Source organism: Micromonospora sp. DT63, assembly GCF_049841615.1.
Classification (GTDB): Bacteria; Actinomycetota; Actinomycetes; order Mycobacteriales; family Micromonosporaceae; genus Micromonospora.
This window is the reverse complement of sequence record NZ_JBNCKQ010000002.1, coordinates 927,384-944,915: the sequence shown is the minus strand read 5'-3', so window position 1 is coordinate 944,915 and position 17,532 is coordinate 927,384. Positions and strand designations below refer to the sequence as shown.

General features: G+C 71.1%; 17 protein-coding genes, 1 tRNA gene and 2 pseudogenes. 13 read left to right on the top strand and 7 right to left on the bottom strand.

Features of this window, described 5'->3' with window-relative positions:
• Positions 1-507: 507 nt before the first annotated feature.
• Positions 508-1,173, bottom strand: a complete 666-nt coding sequence (locus ACLQ27_RS11255) for an IclR family transcriptional regulator (protein WP_374109263.1) — start codon at positions 1,171-1,173, stop codon at positions 508-510.
• 54 nt (positions 1,174-1,227) lie between these two features.
• Here ACLQ27_RS11255 and cysS point away from each other — a divergent pair, with 54 nt between their 5' ends.
• Both cysS and rlmB read left to right on the top strand, forming a co-directional pair.
• Complete coding sequence (cysS, locus tag ACLQ27_RS11250; RefSeq protein WP_234583367.1) at positions 1,228-2,643, top strand: cysteine--tRNA ligase; 1,416 nt, start codon at positions 1,228-1,230, stop codon at positions 2,641-2,643.
• Positions 2,643-3,776, top strand: a complete 1,134-nt coding sequence (rlmB, locus tag ACLQ27_RS11245; RefSeq protein ID WP_357574985.1) for a 23S rRNA (guanosine(2251)-2'-O)-methyltransferase RlmB — start codon at positions 2,643-2,645, stop codon at positions 3,774-3,776. Before cysS ends, rlmB begins: the two co-directional genes overlap by 1 nt.
• A gap of 51 nt (positions 3,777-3,827) precedes the next feature.
• Here the strand turns inward: rlmB and ACLQ27_RS11240 are convergent, their stop codons facing one another.
• Together ACLQ27_RS11240 and ACLQ27_RS11235 are read right to left on the bottom strand one after the other, a co-directional pair.
• On the bottom strand, positions 3,828-4,409 hold the full coding sequence (locus ACLQ27_RS11240; RefSeq protein WP_357574986.1) for a hypothetical protein: 582 nt from the start codon (positions 4,407-4,409) through the stop codon (positions 3,828-3,830).
• Positions 4,410-4,579: 170 nt separating this feature from the next.
• Positions 4,580-5,671, bottom strand: coding sequence for an ABC transporter ATP-binding protein (locus tag ACLQ27_RS11235; protein WP_357494926.1), 1,092 nt, complete (start codon positions 5,669-5,671; stop codon positions 4,580-4,582).
• Between the two features lie 342 nt (positions 5,672-6,013).
• Here ACLQ27_RS11235 and ACLQ27_RS11230 point away from each other — a divergent pair.
• Both ACLQ27_RS11230 and ACLQ27_RS11225 read left to right on the top strand, forming a co-directional pair.
• Positions 6,014-6,090: transfer RNA gene (locus ACLQ27_RS11230), tRNA-Thr, on the top strand.
• Between the two features lie 123 nt (positions 6,091-6,213).
• Positions 6,214-6,462 (top strand): annotated as a pseudogene (locus ACLQ27_RS11225) (IS30 family transposase); the annotation flags it as partial.
• Here the strand turns inward: ACLQ27_RS11225 and ACLQ27_RS11220 are convergent.
• The gene (locus tag ACLQ27_RS11220; protein WP_425866617.1) at positions 6,431-7,084 is read right to left on the bottom strand and encodes an IS3 family transposase; all 654 of its coding nucleotides are present in this window, start codon (positions 7,082-7,084) and stop codon (positions 6,431-6,433) included. The pseudogene ACLQ27_RS11225 and the gene ACLQ27_RS11220 sit on opposite strands and share 32 nt — an antisense overlap.
• Positions 7,081-7,374 (bottom strand): transposase, encoded by a 294-nt coding sequence (locus ACLQ27_RS11215; protein ID WP_425866615.1) that lies wholly within the window; start codon positions 7,372-7,374, stop codon positions 7,081-7,083. Before ACLQ27_RS11215 ends, ACLQ27_RS11220 begins: the two co-directional genes overlap by 4 nt.
• A gap of 91 nt (positions 7,375-7,465) precedes the next feature.
• On the opposite strand from ACLQ27_RS11215, the gene ACLQ27_RS11210 reads away from it, so the two are divergent.
• Positions 7,466-7,657 carry a hypothetical protein gene (locus ACLQ27_RS11210; protein WP_425866613.1) on the top strand — a complete coding sequence of 64 codons (192 nt, stop codon included), beginning with the start codon at positions 7,466-7,468 and terminating at the stop codon, positions 7,655-7,657.
• Positions 7,623-8,687: a tetratricopeptide repeat protein gene (locus ACLQ27_RS11205; protein ID WP_425866611.1), complete on the top strand. Its 1,065-nt coding sequence runs from the start codon at positions 7,623-7,625 to the stop codon at positions 8,685-8,687. Before ACLQ27_RS11210 ends, ACLQ27_RS11205 begins: the two co-directional genes overlap by 35 nt.
• Positions 8,688-8,777: 90 nt before the next feature.
• On the opposite strand, the pseudogene ACLQ27_RS11200 reads toward ACLQ27_RS11205, so the two are convergent.
• A pseudogene (locus ACLQ27_RS11200) lies at positions 8,778-8,897 on the bottom strand (IS110 family transposase); the annotation flags it as partial.
• 66 nt (positions 8,898-8,963) lie between these two features.
• Here ACLQ27_RS11200 and ACLQ27_RS11195 point away from each other — a divergent pair.
• From ACLQ27_RS11195 to ACLQ27_RS11180, 4 genes are all read left to right on the top strand, one after another.
• Entirely contained in the window at positions 8,964-10,022 is a 1,059-nt protein-coding gene (locus ACLQ27_RS11195; protein ID WP_357494911.1) for a hypothetical protein, read from the top strand.
• Entirely contained in the window at positions 10,019-10,420 is a 402-nt protein-coding gene (locus ACLQ27_RS11190) for an AraC family transcriptional regulator (RefSeq protein ID WP_357494909.1), read from the top strand. The genes ACLQ27_RS11195 and ACLQ27_RS11190 overlap by 4 nt, the downstream gene beginning before the upstream one ends.
• Positions 10,421-10,454: 34 nt before the next feature.
• Complete coding sequence (locus ACLQ27_RS11185; protein ID WP_030327852.1) at positions 10,455-10,874, top strand: VOC family protein; 420 nt, start codon at positions 10,455-10,457, stop codon at positions 10,872-10,874.
• Between the two features lie 66 nt (positions 10,875-10,940).
• Positions 10,941-11,591 carry a histidine phosphatase family protein gene (locus ACLQ27_RS11180; RefSeq protein ID WP_357574990.1) on the top strand — a complete coding sequence of 217 codons (651 nt, stop codon included), beginning with the start codon at positions 10,941-10,943 and terminating at the stop codon, positions 11,589-11,591.
• A gap of 8 nt (positions 11,592-11,599) precedes the next feature.
• Here the strand turns inward: ACLQ27_RS11180 and ACLQ27_RS11175 are convergent, their stop codons facing one another.
• Positions 11,600-12,160 carry a hypothetical protein gene (locus ACLQ27_RS11175; RefSeq protein WP_357574991.1) on the bottom strand — a complete coding sequence of 187 codons (561 nt, stop codon included), beginning with the start codon at positions 12,158-12,160 and terminating at the stop codon, positions 11,600-11,602.
• Positions 12,161-12,328: 168 nt separating this feature from the next.
• Between ACLQ27_RS11175 and ACLQ27_RS11170 the strand changes: the two genes are divergently transcribed.
• The 3 genes from ACLQ27_RS11170 to ACLQ27_RS11160 all read left to right on the top strand — a co-directional run bounded on the left by ACLQ27_RS11170 (position 12,329) and on the right by ACLQ27_RS11160 (position 17,530).
• Positions 12,329-14,716 (top strand): M4 family metallopeptidase, encoded by a 2,388-nt coding sequence (locus ACLQ27_RS11170; protein ID WP_425866608.1) that lies wholly within the window; start codon positions 12,329-12,331, stop codon positions 14,714-14,716.
• Positions 14,717-14,855: 139 nt separating this feature from the next.
• Positions 14,856-15,629 carry an enoyl-CoA hydratase/isomerase family protein gene (locus ACLQ27_RS11165; RefSeq protein WP_425866831.1) on the top strand — a complete coding sequence of 258 codons (774 nt, stop codon included), beginning with the start codon at positions 14,856-14,858 and terminating at the stop codon, positions 15,627-15,629.
• Positions 15,630-16,009: 380 nt separating this feature from the next.
• Entirely contained in the window at positions 16,010-17,530 is a 1,521-nt protein-coding gene (locus tag ACLQ27_RS11160) for a serine/threonine-protein kinase (protein ID WP_425866606.1), read from the top strand.
• The last annotated feature ends 2 nt before the right edge of the window (positions 17,531-17,532 follow it).

Genomic DNA, 17,532 nt, shown 5'->3' with positions numbered 1-17,532 from the left:
GGGCGACCTTCGGCAGCAGCACGTGCACGTCGTCATCGAACCCGGCGGCATGCTCGATCCCGTGCAGGTAGGCCGACGAGGGCCCGGCGATCATCGCCTGCGACGGCAGCCGAAGGATTGCGGCACGGCAGGCCAGCTCGTGTGTGCGTTCGAGACGCGCGTCCGCGTACACGTCGTGGCGGAGTCGGACCCATGACGAGCCGCGCAACTGATGTCTGGTGATCAAGCCCTGCCGAATCGCTGCGGAGCCACGAAAAACCCGCCAGGCAAGGGCAGGAGGCCGGTGAGGGTGCGGAGGCATGCGGCCAGCGTCTGACGCTCGAGGTGCTGGCCGATACCCCTGTGGACAGCGGCGGATGGTCGCCCCGCAGGTGCCTGTGGACAACTGCCACGAGCCCGATGGACGTGTTATACGGCGAGATCATCACCAGTGCGGCGTTATGGCGCTGTCCAAGGCTAGCGATGACGCCATATCGGCGATCTGGAGTTGATCAAGGATCGGGTGGGTCAGCGGAGGGCGGCGGTGACGGCTGTGGCGGCGGCGAGCACCTGGGGGCCGATCAGGTCGACGTCCAGCGGGGCGAGCGCGACCACCCCGACGCTGGCCTCCAGACCTGGCACGCCGAGCACCGGCGCGGCCACCCCGTACGCCCCGGACTGCAGCTCCCCGCTGCTGCTCACCGGCTCGGCGGCACCGCCCCGACCGGCCAGGATCGCCCGACCCGCGGCACCTCGGTCCAGGGGATGCCGCGCCCCGGTCCGGTACGCGACGTGGAACGACGTCCAGCTCGGCTCGACCACGGCCAGGGCAACGCCCTCGCCGCCCTCCACGACTGTCAGGTGTGCCGTGGCGCCGGCCTGCTCGGCGAGCCGACGTAGCGCGGGCAGCGCCCCCTCGGCGAGCAGCGGCTGGGCGCGTCGGGCCAGGTGCAGCACCCCGGCGCCGAGGCGGAGCCGGCCGTCGCTGTCGCGGCGCAGCATCCCGTGCGTGGTCAGCGGGCCGACGAGCCGGTAGACGGCCGCCCGGCCGATGCCGAGTCGCGTCGCCACCTCGGTGACCGTCAACCCGGCCGGCGCGTCGGCGACCAGGTGCAGCAGTCGCAGACCCCGGTCGAGAGTCTGGGACGTCTCCCCGGCCCGGCCGGACCCCGCCGTCTCATCCACAGCACGCAGCGTACGACCCGGCACCGGCGGACCCGTACAGGCGCGGACGGCTACCCTTGTACGGTGACGCTACGCCTGTATGACACCGCCACCCGATCGGTGCGGGACTTCGTCCCGCGGGAAGCCGGCAAGGTGGGGGTCTACCTGTGTGGTCTCACCCTCCAGGCGCCGCCGCACATCGGTCATCTTCGGTCCGGCGTCAACTATGACGTGCTGCGTCGCTGGTTGCTGGCCGCCGGCTACGAGGTCACGTTCATCCGCAACCTGACCGACATCGACGACAAGATCCTCGTCAAGGCGGGGGAGCGGGGTCTGCCGTTCTGGTCGATCGCGTACGCCAACGAGTTGATCCTCGCCGAGTCGTACCGGGCGTTGAACGTGCTGGCGCCCACCTACGAGCCGCGCGCCACCGGGCACATCCCGGAGATGCACGAGCTGATCACGAAGTTGATCGCGGACGGGCACGCGTACCCGGCCACCGACGGCTCCGGGGACGTCTACTTCGACGTGGCGTCCTGGCCGGCGTACGGGTCGCTGTCGGGTCAGTCGCCGGACGCGATGCAGTCGGCGGGGGACGCCCCCGACCGGGGTAAGCGGGACCCCCGCGACTTCGCCCTCTGGAAGGGCGCCAAGCCGGACGAGCCGGCGGACGCGTACTGGCCGTCGCCGTGGGGGCTGGGCCGCCCGGGGTGGCACATCGAGTGCTCGGCGATGTGCTGGCGCTACCTCGGCCCGGAGTTCGACATCCACGGCGGTGGTCTGGACCTGACGTTCCCGCACCACGAGAACGAGATCGCCCAGTCCCAGGCGGCCGGGTTGCCGTTCGCCCGCTACTGGGTGCACCACGGGCTGCTCAGCATCGGCGGAGCCAAAATGGGCAAGTCCGCCGGCAACGCGCTCGACCTGGCGTACGTGGATTCGCTCGGCGTGCGGCCGGTGGAGCTGCGCTACTACTACGCCGCCGCCCACTACCGCTCGGTGATCGACTACTCGGAGGACTCGCTGCGCGACGCGGCCACCGCGTACCGGCGGATCGAGGGTTTCGTGCAGCGGGCCGCCGAGCGGGTGGGCCCCGGGCAGCTCGGTGAGCTGCCGGCCGGCTTCGTCGCGGCCATGGACGACGACCTCAACACCTCCGCCGCGCTGGCCGTGCTGCAACAGCACCTGCGCGACGGCAACACCGCGCTGAGCACCGGCGACGATGTGACCGTCCGCACCACCCTGGCCGCGGTACGGGCGATGCTGGATATCCTCGGCATCGACCCCTTCGACGAGGCCTGGACCGGCGGCGGCAGCTCGAACGATCTGCGCGCCGTGGTGGACTCCCTGATCGCGCTGGCCCTGGAGCAGCGCGCGCAGGCCCGGGGCCGCAAGGACTGGGCCGCCGCCGATGCGGTACGCGACCAGCTCAAGCTGGCCGGCGTGGCGGTCGAGGACACCCCCCAGGGCCCCCGTTGGACTATTGGAGAGCAGGACTGATGGCCGGCAACTCGCAGCGCCGTGGCCGGCGACTGACGCCGAAGGCGGGCGCCCCCAAGGGCTCCGGCGGCAAGAACAAGGACTCCCTCACCGGACGCGGACGCACCCTGCCCGCCGACGAGCGACCCTGGCACAAGGGTTACTCGGGCACCGAGAAGCTGCCGCAGCGCACCGCCTGGAAGCAGGACAAGGAGCGCCGGGCGGCGGCCGAGGAGGGGCGTGCCCCCAAGATCGGCCAGCCGGGCAGCAAGGACACCACCTGGGGCAAGGGCGGTGGCCGGGGCGTACCGGCGAGTCGGGGTGGCGCCGCGGGTCGGGGTGGTCGGCCGACCGCCGGCCGGAGCGGCCCCCGGGTCGCGCCGGGTCGCAAGTCCAACCCGTCCAAGGACACCCCGGAGCTGCTGGTCGGGCGCAACCCGGTGCTGGAGGCGCTGCGCGCCCAGGTGCCGGCGACGGCGCTGTACGTCGCCCAGGGCATCGACATGGACGACCGGATCAACGAGATCATCCGGACGGCCGCCGACCGGGGCATCGCCAACCTGGAGATCAGCCGCGCCGAACTGGACCGGATGACCGGCGGCGTGCTGCACCAGGGCGTCGGGTTGCAGGTGCCGCCCTTCGCGTACCAGCCCTTCGAGGACATGGTCGCCGCGGCCCTGGAGCAGCAGGCGCCGCTCCTGGTGGCGCTGGACGGGGTCACCGACCCGCGCAACCTGGGCGCGGTGATCCGTTCGGCCGCCGCGTTCGGCGCGCAGGGTGTCTTCGTACCCGAGCGGCGGGCTGCCGGGATCACCGCGACCGCCTGGCGGACCAGCGCCGGCGCGGCCGCGCGGGTGCCGGTGGCCCAGGTCACCAACCTGACCCGGTCGCTGAAGGCGTGCCGGGACGCCGGCTTCATGGTGGTCGGCCTGGACGCCGACGGCGACACCGACCTGTACGACCTGGAGGCCGCTGTCGGGCCGCTGGTGGTGGTGGTCGGCTCCGAGGGGCGCGGGTTGTCCCGGCTGGTCGGCGAGACCTGCGACCTGACCGTGAGCATCCCGATGATCTCCGAGGTGGAGTCGCTCAACGCCAGTGTGGCCGCCGCGGTCACCCTCGCCGAGGTCGCCCGCCGGCGCTCGGTCGAGCTGTAACGACTGTCGACGAGGCCCCTTCCCGCAGGTGTGCGGGAGGGGGCCTCGTCGTCAGATCTGGTGGGTCCAGGCGACGAAGAGCAGCGCCCCGGCCACCGCGATCAGCAGCGTGACCGGAATCAGCCACGCCGGGGCGCGCTCCCCGTCGAGACGTCGGGTCAGCCGCTGGTGCACGGCGGCGATGCCGATCAACGCGAGCAGGCCGGCGGTGGCCATCGGCAGGCCGACGAGGAAGTGCGCCACCCACGCGCCGGCCCGGGTCGGACCACCCCAGGAGTGGTCGTAGGGGCCGCGGTCGACGATGCCGTACAGCACGCCGCGCAGCACCATCAGCAGTTGAACACCGAGCGGCAGCAGGGCCACGAGGCCGAGCAGCAGGCTGAGCAGCCCGTGGCCGAGCACGCTGAACGGGCCGGGTCGCCGGTCGGGCGCGGGCACCGGGGGTGCTCCGAGCAGTCCGGTGCGGAGCCTGCGCCACCGCGCGGCGGCCGCACCGGCGCCACCCACCGGGGCGGTCACCAGCGCGAGCAGGGCGACCGGCACCAGCGCCGCGCAGTAGGCGAGGCTGCGGCCGGTCAGGCGGGCCGTCCGGCCAAGCCGGGAACTGGTGATCGGGTGAACGGTGGCGGACACGGCGTCTCCTCGGGTTGGGCGTGCCGCGACGCTACGGGCGCGGCCCGCCCTGCCGAGTCACCCCGCGGAGCCACATTGGTGCTGGCACCTGGGGGTGAGAAACCCTCCCCGGGTACGACGAAAGGGGCGGCCCGCCGAAGCGGACCGCCCCTTTCCGGTACGGCGTTACGTCAGATCCGGCCGCCGGTGGCGGCGTGGAAGACGTGGCTGCGGCCGGTGCGCGGCTTGACGAACACGGTGTCGCCCATGTTCGGCATGGTGCGCCGGTCGGTGCGGACGACGAAGCGCTCCGAGTTGCCACCCAGCGCGGCGTGCCCGTAGACGTTGGCGTCCGAGCCGAGGTCCTCGACCAGCTCGACGACGACCGGCATGCCGCCCTCGGTCGGGCTGACCAGGTCGCAGTCCTCCGGGCGGAAGCCCACGGTCACCTTGCCGTCGCCACCCTCGGCGCGGGCCGCAGCGACCTGCTCGCGGGTCAGCGGGATGTGCAGCTCGGCGAACTCGGCGCCCTGCTCGTTCAGCGGAACGGTCTTGATGTTCATGGCGGGAGAGCCCATGAAGCCGGCGACGAACACGTTGGCCGGGGTGTCGTACAGCGCCCGCGGGGTGTCCACCTGCTGGAGCACACCGTCGAGCAGCACGGCGACCCGGTGGCCCATGGTCATGGCCTCGACCTGGTCGTGCGTGACGTAGACCGTGGTGACGCCCAGCTTGGCCTGGAGCGACGCGATCTGGGTACGGGTCTGCACGCGCAGCTTGGCGTCGAGGTTCGACAGCGGCTCGTCCATGAGGAAGACCTGCGGCTCGCGGACGATCGCCCGGCCCATCGCGACACGCTGACGCTGACCGCCGGAGAGCGCCTTGGGCTTGCGGCTCAGGTACTCCTCCAGCTGGAGCAGCCCGGCCGCCTCCTTGACCCGCCGGTCGATCTCCGACTTGGAGGTCTTGCGCAGCTTGAGGGCGAACGCCATGTTCTCGTACACCGTCATGTGCGGGTAGAGGGCGTAGTTCTGGAAGACCATCGCGATGTCGCGGGCCTTCGGGGGCAGGTGGGTGACGTCGCGCTGGTCGATGTAGATCGAGCCGGCGTCGACGTCCTCCAGGCCGGCGAGCATGCGCAGGCTGGTGGACTTGCCACAACCGGAGGGGCCGACGAGAACGAGGAACTCGCCGTCGCCGATCTCGAGGTTCAGCTCGTTGACGGCGGGACGCTCGGTGCCCGGGTAGATCCGGGATGCCTTGGAATAGGTGACCGTAGCCATGGTGGTGCGCTTCCTTTCACCGGCAGGAACGTGCCGGACGATCCGAGTGAAGGAGCGACCGGCACGTACCCGTGCCGGTCAGCGGACGGCGGGTCGGCCGCGGGGGCGGCCGTGGTGTCGTCCGTGTCACTGCACCGTAAACGGCTTTCACCGCGCTGCCAAGGTGAGGGGCCCTCGGAAGTGATCCATTGCCCACGCATTCCGGGCACTCGGGCACGGGCAGGTATCAATCGACGTCTCCTCAAGGCGGTGGGGCGTCGGGTTGTTGACGTTTCCCGTGCTCGGGAGCCCTCGCGAGCGGGATATCCGGACGTCAGTCGCTATGCTGACCTCGACGCACGCGCCCCTGTAGCTCAGCTGGCCAGAGCACTCGCCTTGTAAGCGAGATGTCGCCGGTTCGATCCCGGCCGGGGGCTCCATATCCACAAGGCTTTTCCCGATCGACTCTGCCATGAGTCGATCGGTTGACAGCAACGCTGACAGCAACGGCACTCACGAGAGCTTCCCGTCGGGCTTGCCAAGAGCCTGACGCATCGCGTCGCATCCCGGTCTTCTTCTGCGATCCCCACAGCCCGTGGCAGCGCGGAACCAACGAGAACACCAACGGCCTGCTACGCCAATACTTCCCCCAGGGCACCGACCTCAGTAGACACAGCGTTGACGACCTGGCGGCCGTCGCTCTCGCGCTCAACAGCCGCCCCCGCAAGACACTCGGATGGCGAACTTCCGCTGAAGCACTCAACGACCACCTACTATCACTCAGACAAGGCAGTGTTGCGACGACCACTTGAGCCCGGTCTGAGTCCCGCGGTCCGAATGGTGAATGACCTGGTCTCGGGCGGGTCGGCGGTGCTGGATGGCCATGCCGACGGCGTCGAAGATCAGCTCAGTCCGCAGGTGATCGGCCATCGCCCAGCCCACGACGCGGCGGGAGTAGGCGTCGACCACGACCGCGAGGTAGAGGAAGCCTTCCCAGGTGCGCAGGTAGGAGATGTCGGCGACCCACAGCCGGTTCGGTGCGGTGGCGGTGAACTGTCGCTGGACCAGGTCCGGCGCGGTCGCCGTGGACGCGGCCCTGCGGCGGGGCTTACCGCGCCGCCGGCGGTGGGCGCCCTCAATGCCGGCCAGCCGCATCAGCCGGGCCACCGCCTTGCGGTTCCACCGGTGGCCGCGCTCGTGCAGCTCGGCGGTGAGCCGTCGGGCGCCATAGACACCGCGGTGCTCTGACCATGCCTGCTGGGTAATCTCAACGCGCTGCTGGTCGTGGCGTTCCCGCTCGACAGCGCGCCGACGCCCCTGCCGAAGCCAGTCGTAGAAGGCGCTGTGGCCGACGCCGAGCAGTCGGCAGAGCAGACCGACCGGGTAGCTGGTCTTCCCCGCGTCGATGAACCGGTACACCTCAGTCCGGTTCACCGCTCCGTCTCGCGTGCGAAGAAGACCGCCGCTTTTTTCAAGATCTCCTTCTCCAGCTCTAGCTGCGCGACCTGACGCCGCAGCCGCACCAGCTCAGCCCGCTCGTCAGCGGCCAGATCGCTCAGCCGGCCGCCGTCGCGTTCCTGCCGCATCCGGTCGACCCAGTTACGCAGCGTCTCGTGGTTGACGCCCAACTCCCGGCCCACGTCCCGCAGCGTGCGACCGGAGTCGAGCACCAACGCCGCGGCCTGACGCCGGAACTCCTCGGGGTACTTGCTCTGTCGAGCCACAGCGGTTTCCTCCTCCTCGGCAGGATGCCAAGTCAGGAGGTGTCCGGTCTCAGGGGGTCACTTCAGTCGCAACCTCTCTACACTGCACCGCGTGACACTGCAGGCGTACGACCGTGGGGTGCTCGCTGTGCAGCGCCGGGCCTTCGAGCAGGCTCGCGAGCAGTTGGAGCTGGCCGGGCCGGATGACCGGGCGCTGCTCCTGCTGGGCCAGCTGGCCCAGCAGCGGCCACGGCGAGCAGGCAGATCCGGTGCGGGCGCGCGGGTTGTACGAGCGTGCGGCTGAGTTGGGCAATGCCGAGGCGGCTCATAACCTCGGGGTCCTGTACGCCACCGGCCGGGGAGTCGAGCAGGACCAGGCGGCGGCGTTGTGGTGGTATCAGCGTTCGGCCGAGTTGGGCAGCGTGCCCGCTCGCCGGATGGTCGGGCTGATGTACGCCACCGGCCAGGGCGTGCCGGTGGACCAGGACGAGGCGGAGCGGCACTGGCGCATGGCTGGCGCCGCCGGGGAGGCGCAGGCGCTGCACGATCTGGGCACCCTCTTCGCGTACCACAAGGTGGACCCGCCGGAGGCTGCGTTCTGGTATCTGGAGGCGGCCAAGGCGGGCATCGAGATGGCCGAGCGGGAACTGGCTTTGCTAGCGCCGAAGCTACGCATGCCGGCTTCGGTAGACAGCCGGGCGCGCACGATGCTCGGCGTGATCCACGCGTTCCATCTCGGAGATCCGGCCGGAGGCGTGAAACTACTGACCGTATCGGCGGATGACGGGGACCCAGTTGCCCAGCGCACGCTCGCGTATCTGGTCCAGCATGGCATCGGCACGACACAGGACGACGCTCGCGCGAACGCTCTCTACCAGGCCGCAGCCGAGGCAGGGGACGCATTTGCTGCGTTCAACCTGGGGGTGCTGTCCGGTGGGTCTGACGAGGCGGTGCGCTGGCTGCGCCAAGCGGCCGAGGCCGGGGTCACTGAGGCGTATCCACGGCTGGGTGACCGACTCAGCGAGCGTGACCTCGACGAGGAGGCGCTGCAGTGGTACGTGCGCGGCGCCGAGGTCGGCGACAAGGGCAGCATGTTCGCGGCGGCTTGCTGGTACCGCGACGGATTCGGCGGACCGGTCGACCTTGTGCAGGCACTTCGGTGGTACCTCGCCATGTTGAATGTCGGCAGCGGCGACGGCATCCACGAAGCACACGCGACCGTGCCACGAATGACCGCCGATGAAATCCACGAGGCAGGCCGGCTCTCGGGACGGCTGCTGGAGGCGGACCTCTTCGTGCAGCGGCAGTCTGCTCCGAGCGCTGCCTCCGATTGACCTGATGCTTCTGCCGGCGCAGGCACCCGCTGCATTGCGTCCGGAGCTGGCCGGGATGGGGGCGACGCCGCAGAGCCGGGCGAAAGCCGCTTCGGAGTGCAGGCGATGAGGGTTGTCGCCGGCGGTGACGAGGAGTTGCCCAGCGGTGTCGACTCCGACGCCAGGCAGCGCGACCAGATCCGGGGCGGTGGCGGTGACGAGGGCGGCCAAGTGGCTGTCGAGATCGTCGATCTGCCGCTCCTATAGTTCGGGTATCACCGACCGTCGAGGAGTCGCATGAGCCCGGTCGTCGCGATCGCCGGCAGTGCCCAGGTCAACCGCTCCTACTCGCCCGCCGTACGCGACCCCGGAGCCGCTCCCGCCGCTGCGGCGGAACTGGGCGCGGCACTCGCCAACCAGGGCTGCCGCATCGTCGTGTACTCCGGTGATCCGGAATACCTGGAACGGGACGTCGTGCGCGGCTACATCAGCTCCGGCCGGGCGACGCCCGGGTCGATCCTGGTCCGTGGTCGCTACCAGCAGGACGCGGGCTTCGCGGAGGCCGAGCGGCACCCGGAGCTGTTCACGGTCGTGCCCGAGTCGACCGACGACTGGGAGGTCAGCTTCTACCGGTCGCTGCTGACGGCCGACGCGTTGCTGCTGGTGGGCGGCGAACGCTCCACGTTCATCGCCGGGCTCATCGGTCTGTCCCGGCGCATCCCGGTGGCGGCGGTCGCCGCGTTCGGTGGAGGCGCGGAGAAGGTCTGGCAGCGCCTCAGCGGCGAACGCGGCGTCGCCACCGAGGAGGAGGTGGCGGTGCTCGCCAGGCCGTGGCAGCCGGGCGCCGCCGAGCCGATCGTCACCGCGCTCTGCGCCCAGGTGCAGCGCCGAGCCGAGCAGGAACGCGCCTCCCGCGAGGCCGAGCGGGCTGCCGGGCGGCGTACGGTGGCGGGCCTGGTCACCGCGCTTGTCCTCCTGCTGCTCGCCCTCGCCACGATCCCGCTGGCGTACGCCGCTCCGGCCGGCGGCTGGCAGAACGTCGCGGTTCTCGTGGCCGCCCCGCTGTTCGCCTCGGTGTGGGGTGCGATCGTGCGTAACGCGTACGACGGCGGTGGCAGCTGGCTGCGGGCGGCGGCGTTGGGCTCGGCCGCCGGTGTCATCGCCTTCCTGCTGTTCGTCGCGGCGCAGATCGCCACGAACCCGGGCCTGCTCGACGGTGACGCGGCGCGGCAGTTGGTCTTCTTCGTCCTGGCCATCGGGTTCATCGGCGGGTTCACGTCCGAGGTCGTCTACGCCAAGCTGCGCGACCAGGACGTGGCGCAGACGTCGGTCCTTCCGCCGGGCGGCCTGCGGTGAGCCGGGCCGTGGAGGAGTCCAACCGGGCGATGCTGCGGGCGCGCGACGCGATGGACCGGTCGTACGCCGAGCCACTGGACATCCCCGCGTTGGCCCGGATCGCGCACGTCTCCGAGGCGCATTTCATCCGCACGTTCCGGGCCACGTTCGGCGAGACGCCACACCGCTACCTGCAACGCCGCCGGGTGGAGCGGGCCATGACGCTGCTGGTGGAGACGGACCGGGACGTCACGGACATCTGCTACGCCGTCGGCTTCGGCAGCCTGGGCACGTTCAGTCGGACGTTCCGGCAGATCGTGGGGGAGTCCCCCACGGATTTCCGGCGTCGCCGCGCGGCGACGGGCAACGTGCCGTCCTGCTTCACCAAGGCGTGGACGCGTCCCAGCAGTTTTGGATAAGCAGCAGGTCAGGGCCACCCTCTACGGTCATGGCATGACGATGAACGCGATCAGCCGCTCCCAGATCTACGTCCTCGACCAGGACGCGGCGCTGGACTTTTATGTCAACAAGCTCGGTATGGAGGTCAACACCGATCAGGATCTCGGCTTCATGCGCTGGTTGACGGTGAACCTGCCCGGTGACCCGGAGCGCGAGATCCTGCTGGAGAAGCCGGGCCCGCCGGCGCTCGACCCGGCGACTGCCGAGCAGGTGCGGGAGCTGCTCACCAAGGGCGCCCTGGGTGGGTACCTCTTCATGACCACCGACGACGCCCGCAAGACCCACGAGGATCTCGTGGCGAAGGGCGTCGAGATCACCGACGAGCCGACCGAGCGCCCGTACGGGATCGACTTCGGCATCCGGGACCCGTTCGGCAACAAGATCCGTATCGGCCAGATGTTCCCCCGGGCGTAACGTCAAGATCGAAAACCGGAGGGCGCGGGCCGGTCCCGCGCCCTCGGGTGTGTTTGGGTGTACGGCATGCGAACGCGGTTGCTGTACCTGGCCCGGCACGCCGAACAGGACCTCACCGGGCATGCCGACACGGACTCGATCGAGCCGGATTCCGGCCTGTCCGAGCGCGGCCGGCGGCAGGCCACGCTGCTCGGTGAGCGGCTGCGGGGCCGACCGTTCGCCGCCGTACACCACGGGCCGTTGCGCAGGGCCGCGCAGACCGCCGAGGTGGTCGCCGCGGCACTGCCAGGCGTTCCGGTGTACGCCACGGAGCTGGCCGGCGACCACCTTCCGCACGACACGGACCCGGCCGGGCTGCCGTTGGCGTACGCCAATTTCCTGGCCGGGTTCTCGACGGCCGAGCGGGCCGACGGGCCGCGGGTGACGGCGGCGGCGGTGCGGCGCTTCACCGGCCCGGCGGTTGCCGACGAGGGTGCAGCCGACGGCGAGCCGGTTCGTGAACTGGTGGTGACGCACACCTTCCTGATCGCCTGGCTGGTCCGGCATGCCCTCGACGCGCCGGAGCGGCGGTGGCTGGGTTTGAACCACCACAACGCGGGGTTGACAGTCATCCGGTACGGCGTGGCGGGGCCGCCGAACCTGATCGCCGTCAACGACGTGGCGCACCTGCCGGCGGAACTGCGCGGCACCGGTCTTCCCCCGGACTACCTGGTCTGAGCCGCCGGTCAGCCGGTGACCCGCAGCAGCAGCTCGACGAGCGCACGGGTCGCCGGCGGCGGCGCGGGATCGGCGGGGCAGTCGACGTACCCGGTCTCGACGGCGCCGATCCTCAGGCGGTAGGTGAACGCGTCCGCGCAGCTCGACGCGGTGGCCGTGCGGCGGGCCTCGGTGGTCAGTCGGGGGTCGGCCGCCAAGCCGCGTAGCCGGCCGAGGTCGGCGGCGTCGAGCTTTCCGGTACGACGGCTGCCGGCCCGGTCAACCACGGTCCACCGCCCGTCCGGCTCGACGGTGATGTTGTCGCCGCGCCCGGCGAACCCGCCGGAGCGGAACAGCGCGACGCGCGCCCGGTCGTCGGCTTTCGGGCCGCTCTTCCCGGGGCCGCTCTGCCCGGGGCCGCTCGGGACTGGGCCGCTCGGTGCGGGGATGTTCGTGAGGTCCGGGCCTGCGGTCGCGCCGCTGCCCGAGGGCAGGTCGGTGGGGGCGGCAGCCCGGTCGGTGCCGGTGCAGCCGGCCAGGAGGGCGGCCAGGAGCGCGATCGTGACGCCGGTCGTCGAGGCGGGTCTCATGTCCGTCGGACGTGTCATTGCCGGCGTTGGTTCCCTTGTCAAGGCCCTCATCCGTTCGGCCAGTCTCAATGTCTGGGAGCGGTCCAAGGCTTCTCTTTTCCTCAACACATCGCTATATCTACATGCGTGACTACCCCCGTCACACCCTTTCTCCTTTCAGGAGGGCACGTGAAACGACCCCTCGCGGCCGTCAGCGCAGCGCTGCTCACCAGCGGCCTGCTGACCTGCGTCGCCACCGCGGCGCACGCCGCCCCACCCACCGCTCCCGCGCCGGACGCCTCCGCCGCAGCCCGAGCGGCGACCGTCCTGCGGACGAACCCCGGCGCCGTCCAGGGTTCGAGCGCCGAGTCCTACCAGGTGCGCAGCACCCGGGTGGACGCCTCCGGTGCGGCGCACACCCGCTACACCCGCACCTACCAGGGGCTTCGGGTGTACGGCGGTGACTTCGTCATCCACACCGCGCCGAACGGCACCTACGCCGGCAGTTCGGTTGCACTCGCCGCGCCACTGACCGTCCCCACCACGGCCCGGATCACCGCGGACGCGGCGAAGAAGGCGGCCCGCGCCGGGTTCAACGGCAAGGCCGAGGCCGTGGGCGCTCCGGAACTGTTCGTCGACGCCAGCTCCGGCAAGGGCCGGCTGGCCTGGGAGACGGTGGTCAGCGGCTGGCAGCCGGACGGGCAGACGCCGTCGCGGCTGCACGTGATCACCGACGCCACCTCCGGCGCGACCGTCGGCTCGTTCGACGAGATCGAGTCGGTCACCGGCAGCGGCCAGGGCATCTACACCGGCTCGGTGAGCATCGACACGACGCTCTCCGGCAGCACGTACCAGATGATCGACCCGGTGCGCGGCAACGGCCGCACCTGCGACATGAACAACGGCACCTCCACCTGCACCACCTTCACCGACGCCGACAACGCGTGGGGCACCGGCGCCAACTCCAACCGGCAGTCGGCCGCCGTGGACGCGCACTTCGGTGCCGCGAAGACCTTCGACTACTTCAAGAACGTGCACGGCCGCAACGGCATCTTCGGCAACGGCAGCGGTGTGCCCAGCCGCGTGCACTACGGCAACAACTACGTCAACGCGTTCTGGGACGGCGCCCAGATGACCTACGGTGACGGCTCCAGCAACGCCCGACCGCTGGTCTCGCTGGACGTGGCCGGGCACGAGATGAGCCACGGCGTCACCGAGGCGCTCGCTGGCCTGGTCTACTCCGGTGAGGCCGGTGGCCTCAACGAGTCCACCAGTGACATCTTCGGCAACATGATGGAGTTCTACGCCGCCGCGCCGAGCGACCCGGGCGACTACCAGGTCGGCGAGAAGATCAACATCAACGGCAACGGCACCCCGCTGCGCTACATGTACAACCCCTCGCTGGACGGCTCGTCCGACAGCTGCTGGTCCACCAGCACCAAGAGCAAGGACGTGCACTACTCCTCCGGCGTCGGCAACCACTTCTTCTTCAACCTCGCCGAGGGCACCGGCGCCACCTCGTACGGCACCTCGCCGGTCTGCGGTTCCGCTCCGGCGGTCACCGGCATCGGCCGCGCCAAGGCGGAGAAGATCTGGTACCGGGCTCTGGACGTCTACTTCACCTCCAACACGTCGTACGTCAACACCAGCAACCCGGCGAACACCGCCCGCGCCTACAGCCTGCGGGCGGCCACCGACCTGTACGGCAGCTGCTCCACCGAGTACAAGGCCGTGCAGGCCGCCTGGACGGCCGTGAACGTGGCCGGCAGCGACTCGAACTGCTCGACCGGCAACGACTTCTCCGTGTCGCTGTCGCCGACCGCCGGCTCGGTGAACCCGGGCAGCGCGGCCTCCACCACCGTGTCGACCGCCACCACCAGCGGTACGGCGCAGACCGTGACGTTCTCCGCGTCCGGCCTGCCCAGCGGGGCGAGCGCCGCGTTCAGCCCCGCCTCGGTGACCTCGGGCGGCTCGTCCACCCTCACCATCAGCACCTCGGCGAGCACCCCGCCCGGCACCTACTCGGTCACCGTGAACGGCGCGGGGTCGGTCACCCGCAGCGCCACCTACACGCTGACCGTGAACGGCACCGGGGGCGGCTGCACCTCGGCGGGCCAGAAGCTGGCCAACCCGGGCTTCGAGTCCGGTTCGACCGGCTGGACGACCAGCTCCGGCGTGATCACCAACTCCAGCAGCCAGGCGGCCCACGGCGGGTCGTACAAGGCATGGCTGAACGGGTACGGCAGCAGCCACACCGACACGCTCGCCCAGTCGGTGGCCCTCCCGGCGGGCTGCTCGTCGTACACGGTCAGTTTCTGGCTGCACATCGACTCGGCCGAGACCACCACGAGCACGGCGTACGACACGCTGCGCGTGCAGGTGCTCAACTCGGGCGGGACGGTGCTGGCCACGCTGGCGACCTACTCCAACCTGAACAAGGCCACCGGCTACAGCCAGAAGTCCTTCTCCCTGGCCGCGTACGCCGGCCAGACCGTCAACCTGAAGTTCACCGGCGTCGAGGACTCCTCGTTGCAGACGTCCTTCGTGGTCGACGACACCGCTCTCAACGTGTCCTGACCTGACCGGCACGCGGGCCCGGCGGCCATCCCCAACGGTGGCCGCCGTGTCCGCGCCGTCGTGTTTCTGGCAATCTTGGACAGTTGCCGTCAGCTCAGGACGGAAACTGTCCAAGATTCGCTTCAGCGTGGAACTCGGGGTGAACGTGTCGGACGCGGAACTGACCGTCGCGGTGACCGGGCCGGTGGCGACCGTGGTGATCCACAACCCGGCCCGTCGCAACGCGATGACGGCCGCCATGTGGCGGCAGCTCCCCGAACTGCTCGACCGGCTGGAGCCCGACCCCGACGTACGGGCCCTGGTGCTCACCGGCGCGGGCGACGCCTTCTGCGCCGGCGCCGACCTCGGTGACCTGGCCGAGCTGCTCGACGCCGGTGACACCAGCATCGCGGTGGCCGCCGAGGAGCGGCTGGCCGGCTTCGCCAAGCCGACCATCGCGGCGATCCGGGGCGCCTGCGTCGGGGGTGGCGCTCAACTCGCGGTCGCCTGTGACCTGCGGATCGCCTCGGATGACGCTCGCTTCGGCGTACCGCCGGCCCGGCTCGGGCTGGTCTACCCGGCACCGACGACGCGGCGGCTGGCCCGGCTGGTCGGCCCGTCGGCCGCGAAGCACCTGCTGTTCACCGCCGAGCTGATCGACGCCGACCGTGCCCTGCGGATCGGCCTCGTCGACGAGGTGCTGCCGGGCGACCGGCTCGCCGCCCGGGTGGACGACCTCACCGCCACGATCGCCCAGCGATCGCCGCTGAGCGTCGCCGCCGCCAAGGAGATCGTCGACGACCGGGCCGGACCGGCGCGGATCGCCTGGTGGCACCGGAAGGTGACGGACAGCGGCGAGGCCCGCGAAGGCGTCGCGGCCATCGCCGAGCGCAGGACACCCCGCTTCGCCTGGCGCGCGCCGACAGAGCGTTGAGACTGGTCGCCTGAGCGTCGCCGCCATCGCCATCGCCATCGCCGCCATCGCCATCGCCGCCGCCGCCATCGCCATCGCCATCGCCGCCGCCGTCGTCGTCGTCGCCGGCCGAGGCATCGCTGAGGTAGGCCCGCCCGCCGCGCTGGATCCCGGTGCTGGCTCGGCCCGGTAGCACCCCCTCTCTTCCCTTTGCTCTGCTTCAGCGGAGGCAACACTCACGGCCCGTGAGTGTTGCCTCCGCTGAAGCAGAGCAAAGGACGTGCCCAGGTATCCGCGGACCCCGCGCGCCGGGTCGGCCATGCCTCGGTCGGAGTTCCATTCATTGCGAAACCTCGATCCCGGGTGGTGCCGGGCCGGTGCGGTACGGCAGGCTGTCGGTCGTGCAGCGTGATCGGTTGCTTGCGGGCCGCTACCGGCTCCTGGAGCGCCTCGGCAGCGGCGGCATGTCCGCGGTCCATCGGGCGTACGACGAGGTGCTCGAACGGGACGTGGCGGTGAAGGTGCTCGTCGGCTCGGACGCCAACGCCCGACAGCGGATCCGGGCCGAGGCCAAGGCGGCAGCCCGGTTGTCACACCCGTACGTCACAAGCGTCTACGACTTCGGTGAGTCGGTCGTCGACGGCGTCCAGGTGCCGTTCGTGGTGCTGGAACTGCTCAACGGCGTCACCCTCGAACAACGGTTGGCGGCCGGTCCGCTGCCACCGCGCGCCGCGCTGCGGGTCTGCGCGGAGGTGGCCTCGGCCCTCGAGGCCGCGCACGCCCAGGAGCTGGTGCACCGCGACGTGAAACCGAGCAACGTGATGCTCACCCCCACCGGCGCGAAGGTGCTCGACTTCGGTATCGCGGCGGCCGTCGGCGACCCCGAGATCGACTTCGATGGTCGGCTGCTCGGTACGCCCGCCTACCTCGCCCCGGAGCGGCTGGCGGCCGGCGAGGTCGTGCCTGCCTGCGACGTGTACGCCCTCGGCCTGCTCCTGCACCGGACGCTCACCGGTCGGCTGCCCTGGGCTCCCGAGGCGCAGACCGCGATGCTCCGCGCCCACGTCCACGTCGAGCCGGACCCGTTGCCCGAGATCGACGGAGTCCCCGCCGAGATCCACCGGCTCTACCGCTGGTGCCTGGCCCGCGATCCCGCCGACCGGCCCTCGGCCGCCGATGCGGCCCGCATCCTGCTCGGAGCTGCCGCCGGGCCGGCGACGGCGGATGTGGCCCCAGCCCCGGGCGGAGCGTCCGGGGTCGGTTCGGCGGCCACCGGGGGTGCGCCGGTCGACGACGAGCCCGAGCCCCCCGCCGGGGTCACCGCCGACCCAACCCGTGCTTCCCGGCGACAGTTCTGGCGTCGGCACCGGTTGGTGCTGGCGGTCGGCAGCGCGGTGATCGCCGCGGTGGCGGTGGCCGGCTCGCTGGGCGACTACGCCACCCGGCAGCACGACGGCACCGTGCCACGAACCGGCATCGGCTCCGGTGGCACCACCACTGTGGGACTGCCGCAGACAGTCGAACAGCCCGAACCGTCCGAGACCCGTCCGTCCGCCGGCCCGTCAGCCCGGAAGACCCCGGCCGTCCCCCGGGCCAGCTCAGCGACGGGTTCGGACGGACCGTCCACGCCGGCGCCGACCCCGCCCACACCGACGCCCACGCCCACGCCGACGCCGACGCCCACCGACCCCGTGCTGGTCCCGGTGCAGGCTCAGGGCGGGACGGTCACCGTCCGCTGCCTCGGGGGATCTGCCGAACTTGTCACGGTGACGCCCGCGTCGGGCTTTCGAGCGGAGCCCTACGACCCGGGTCCGGCGAAGCAGGTCCAGGTCGAGCTGACCTCGACCGAGCACAGCAGCGAGATCCGTGCGCACTGCGCGAGCGGCCGTCCGGTGCCAAAGGTCAAGGAACGGGCTCTCTGACC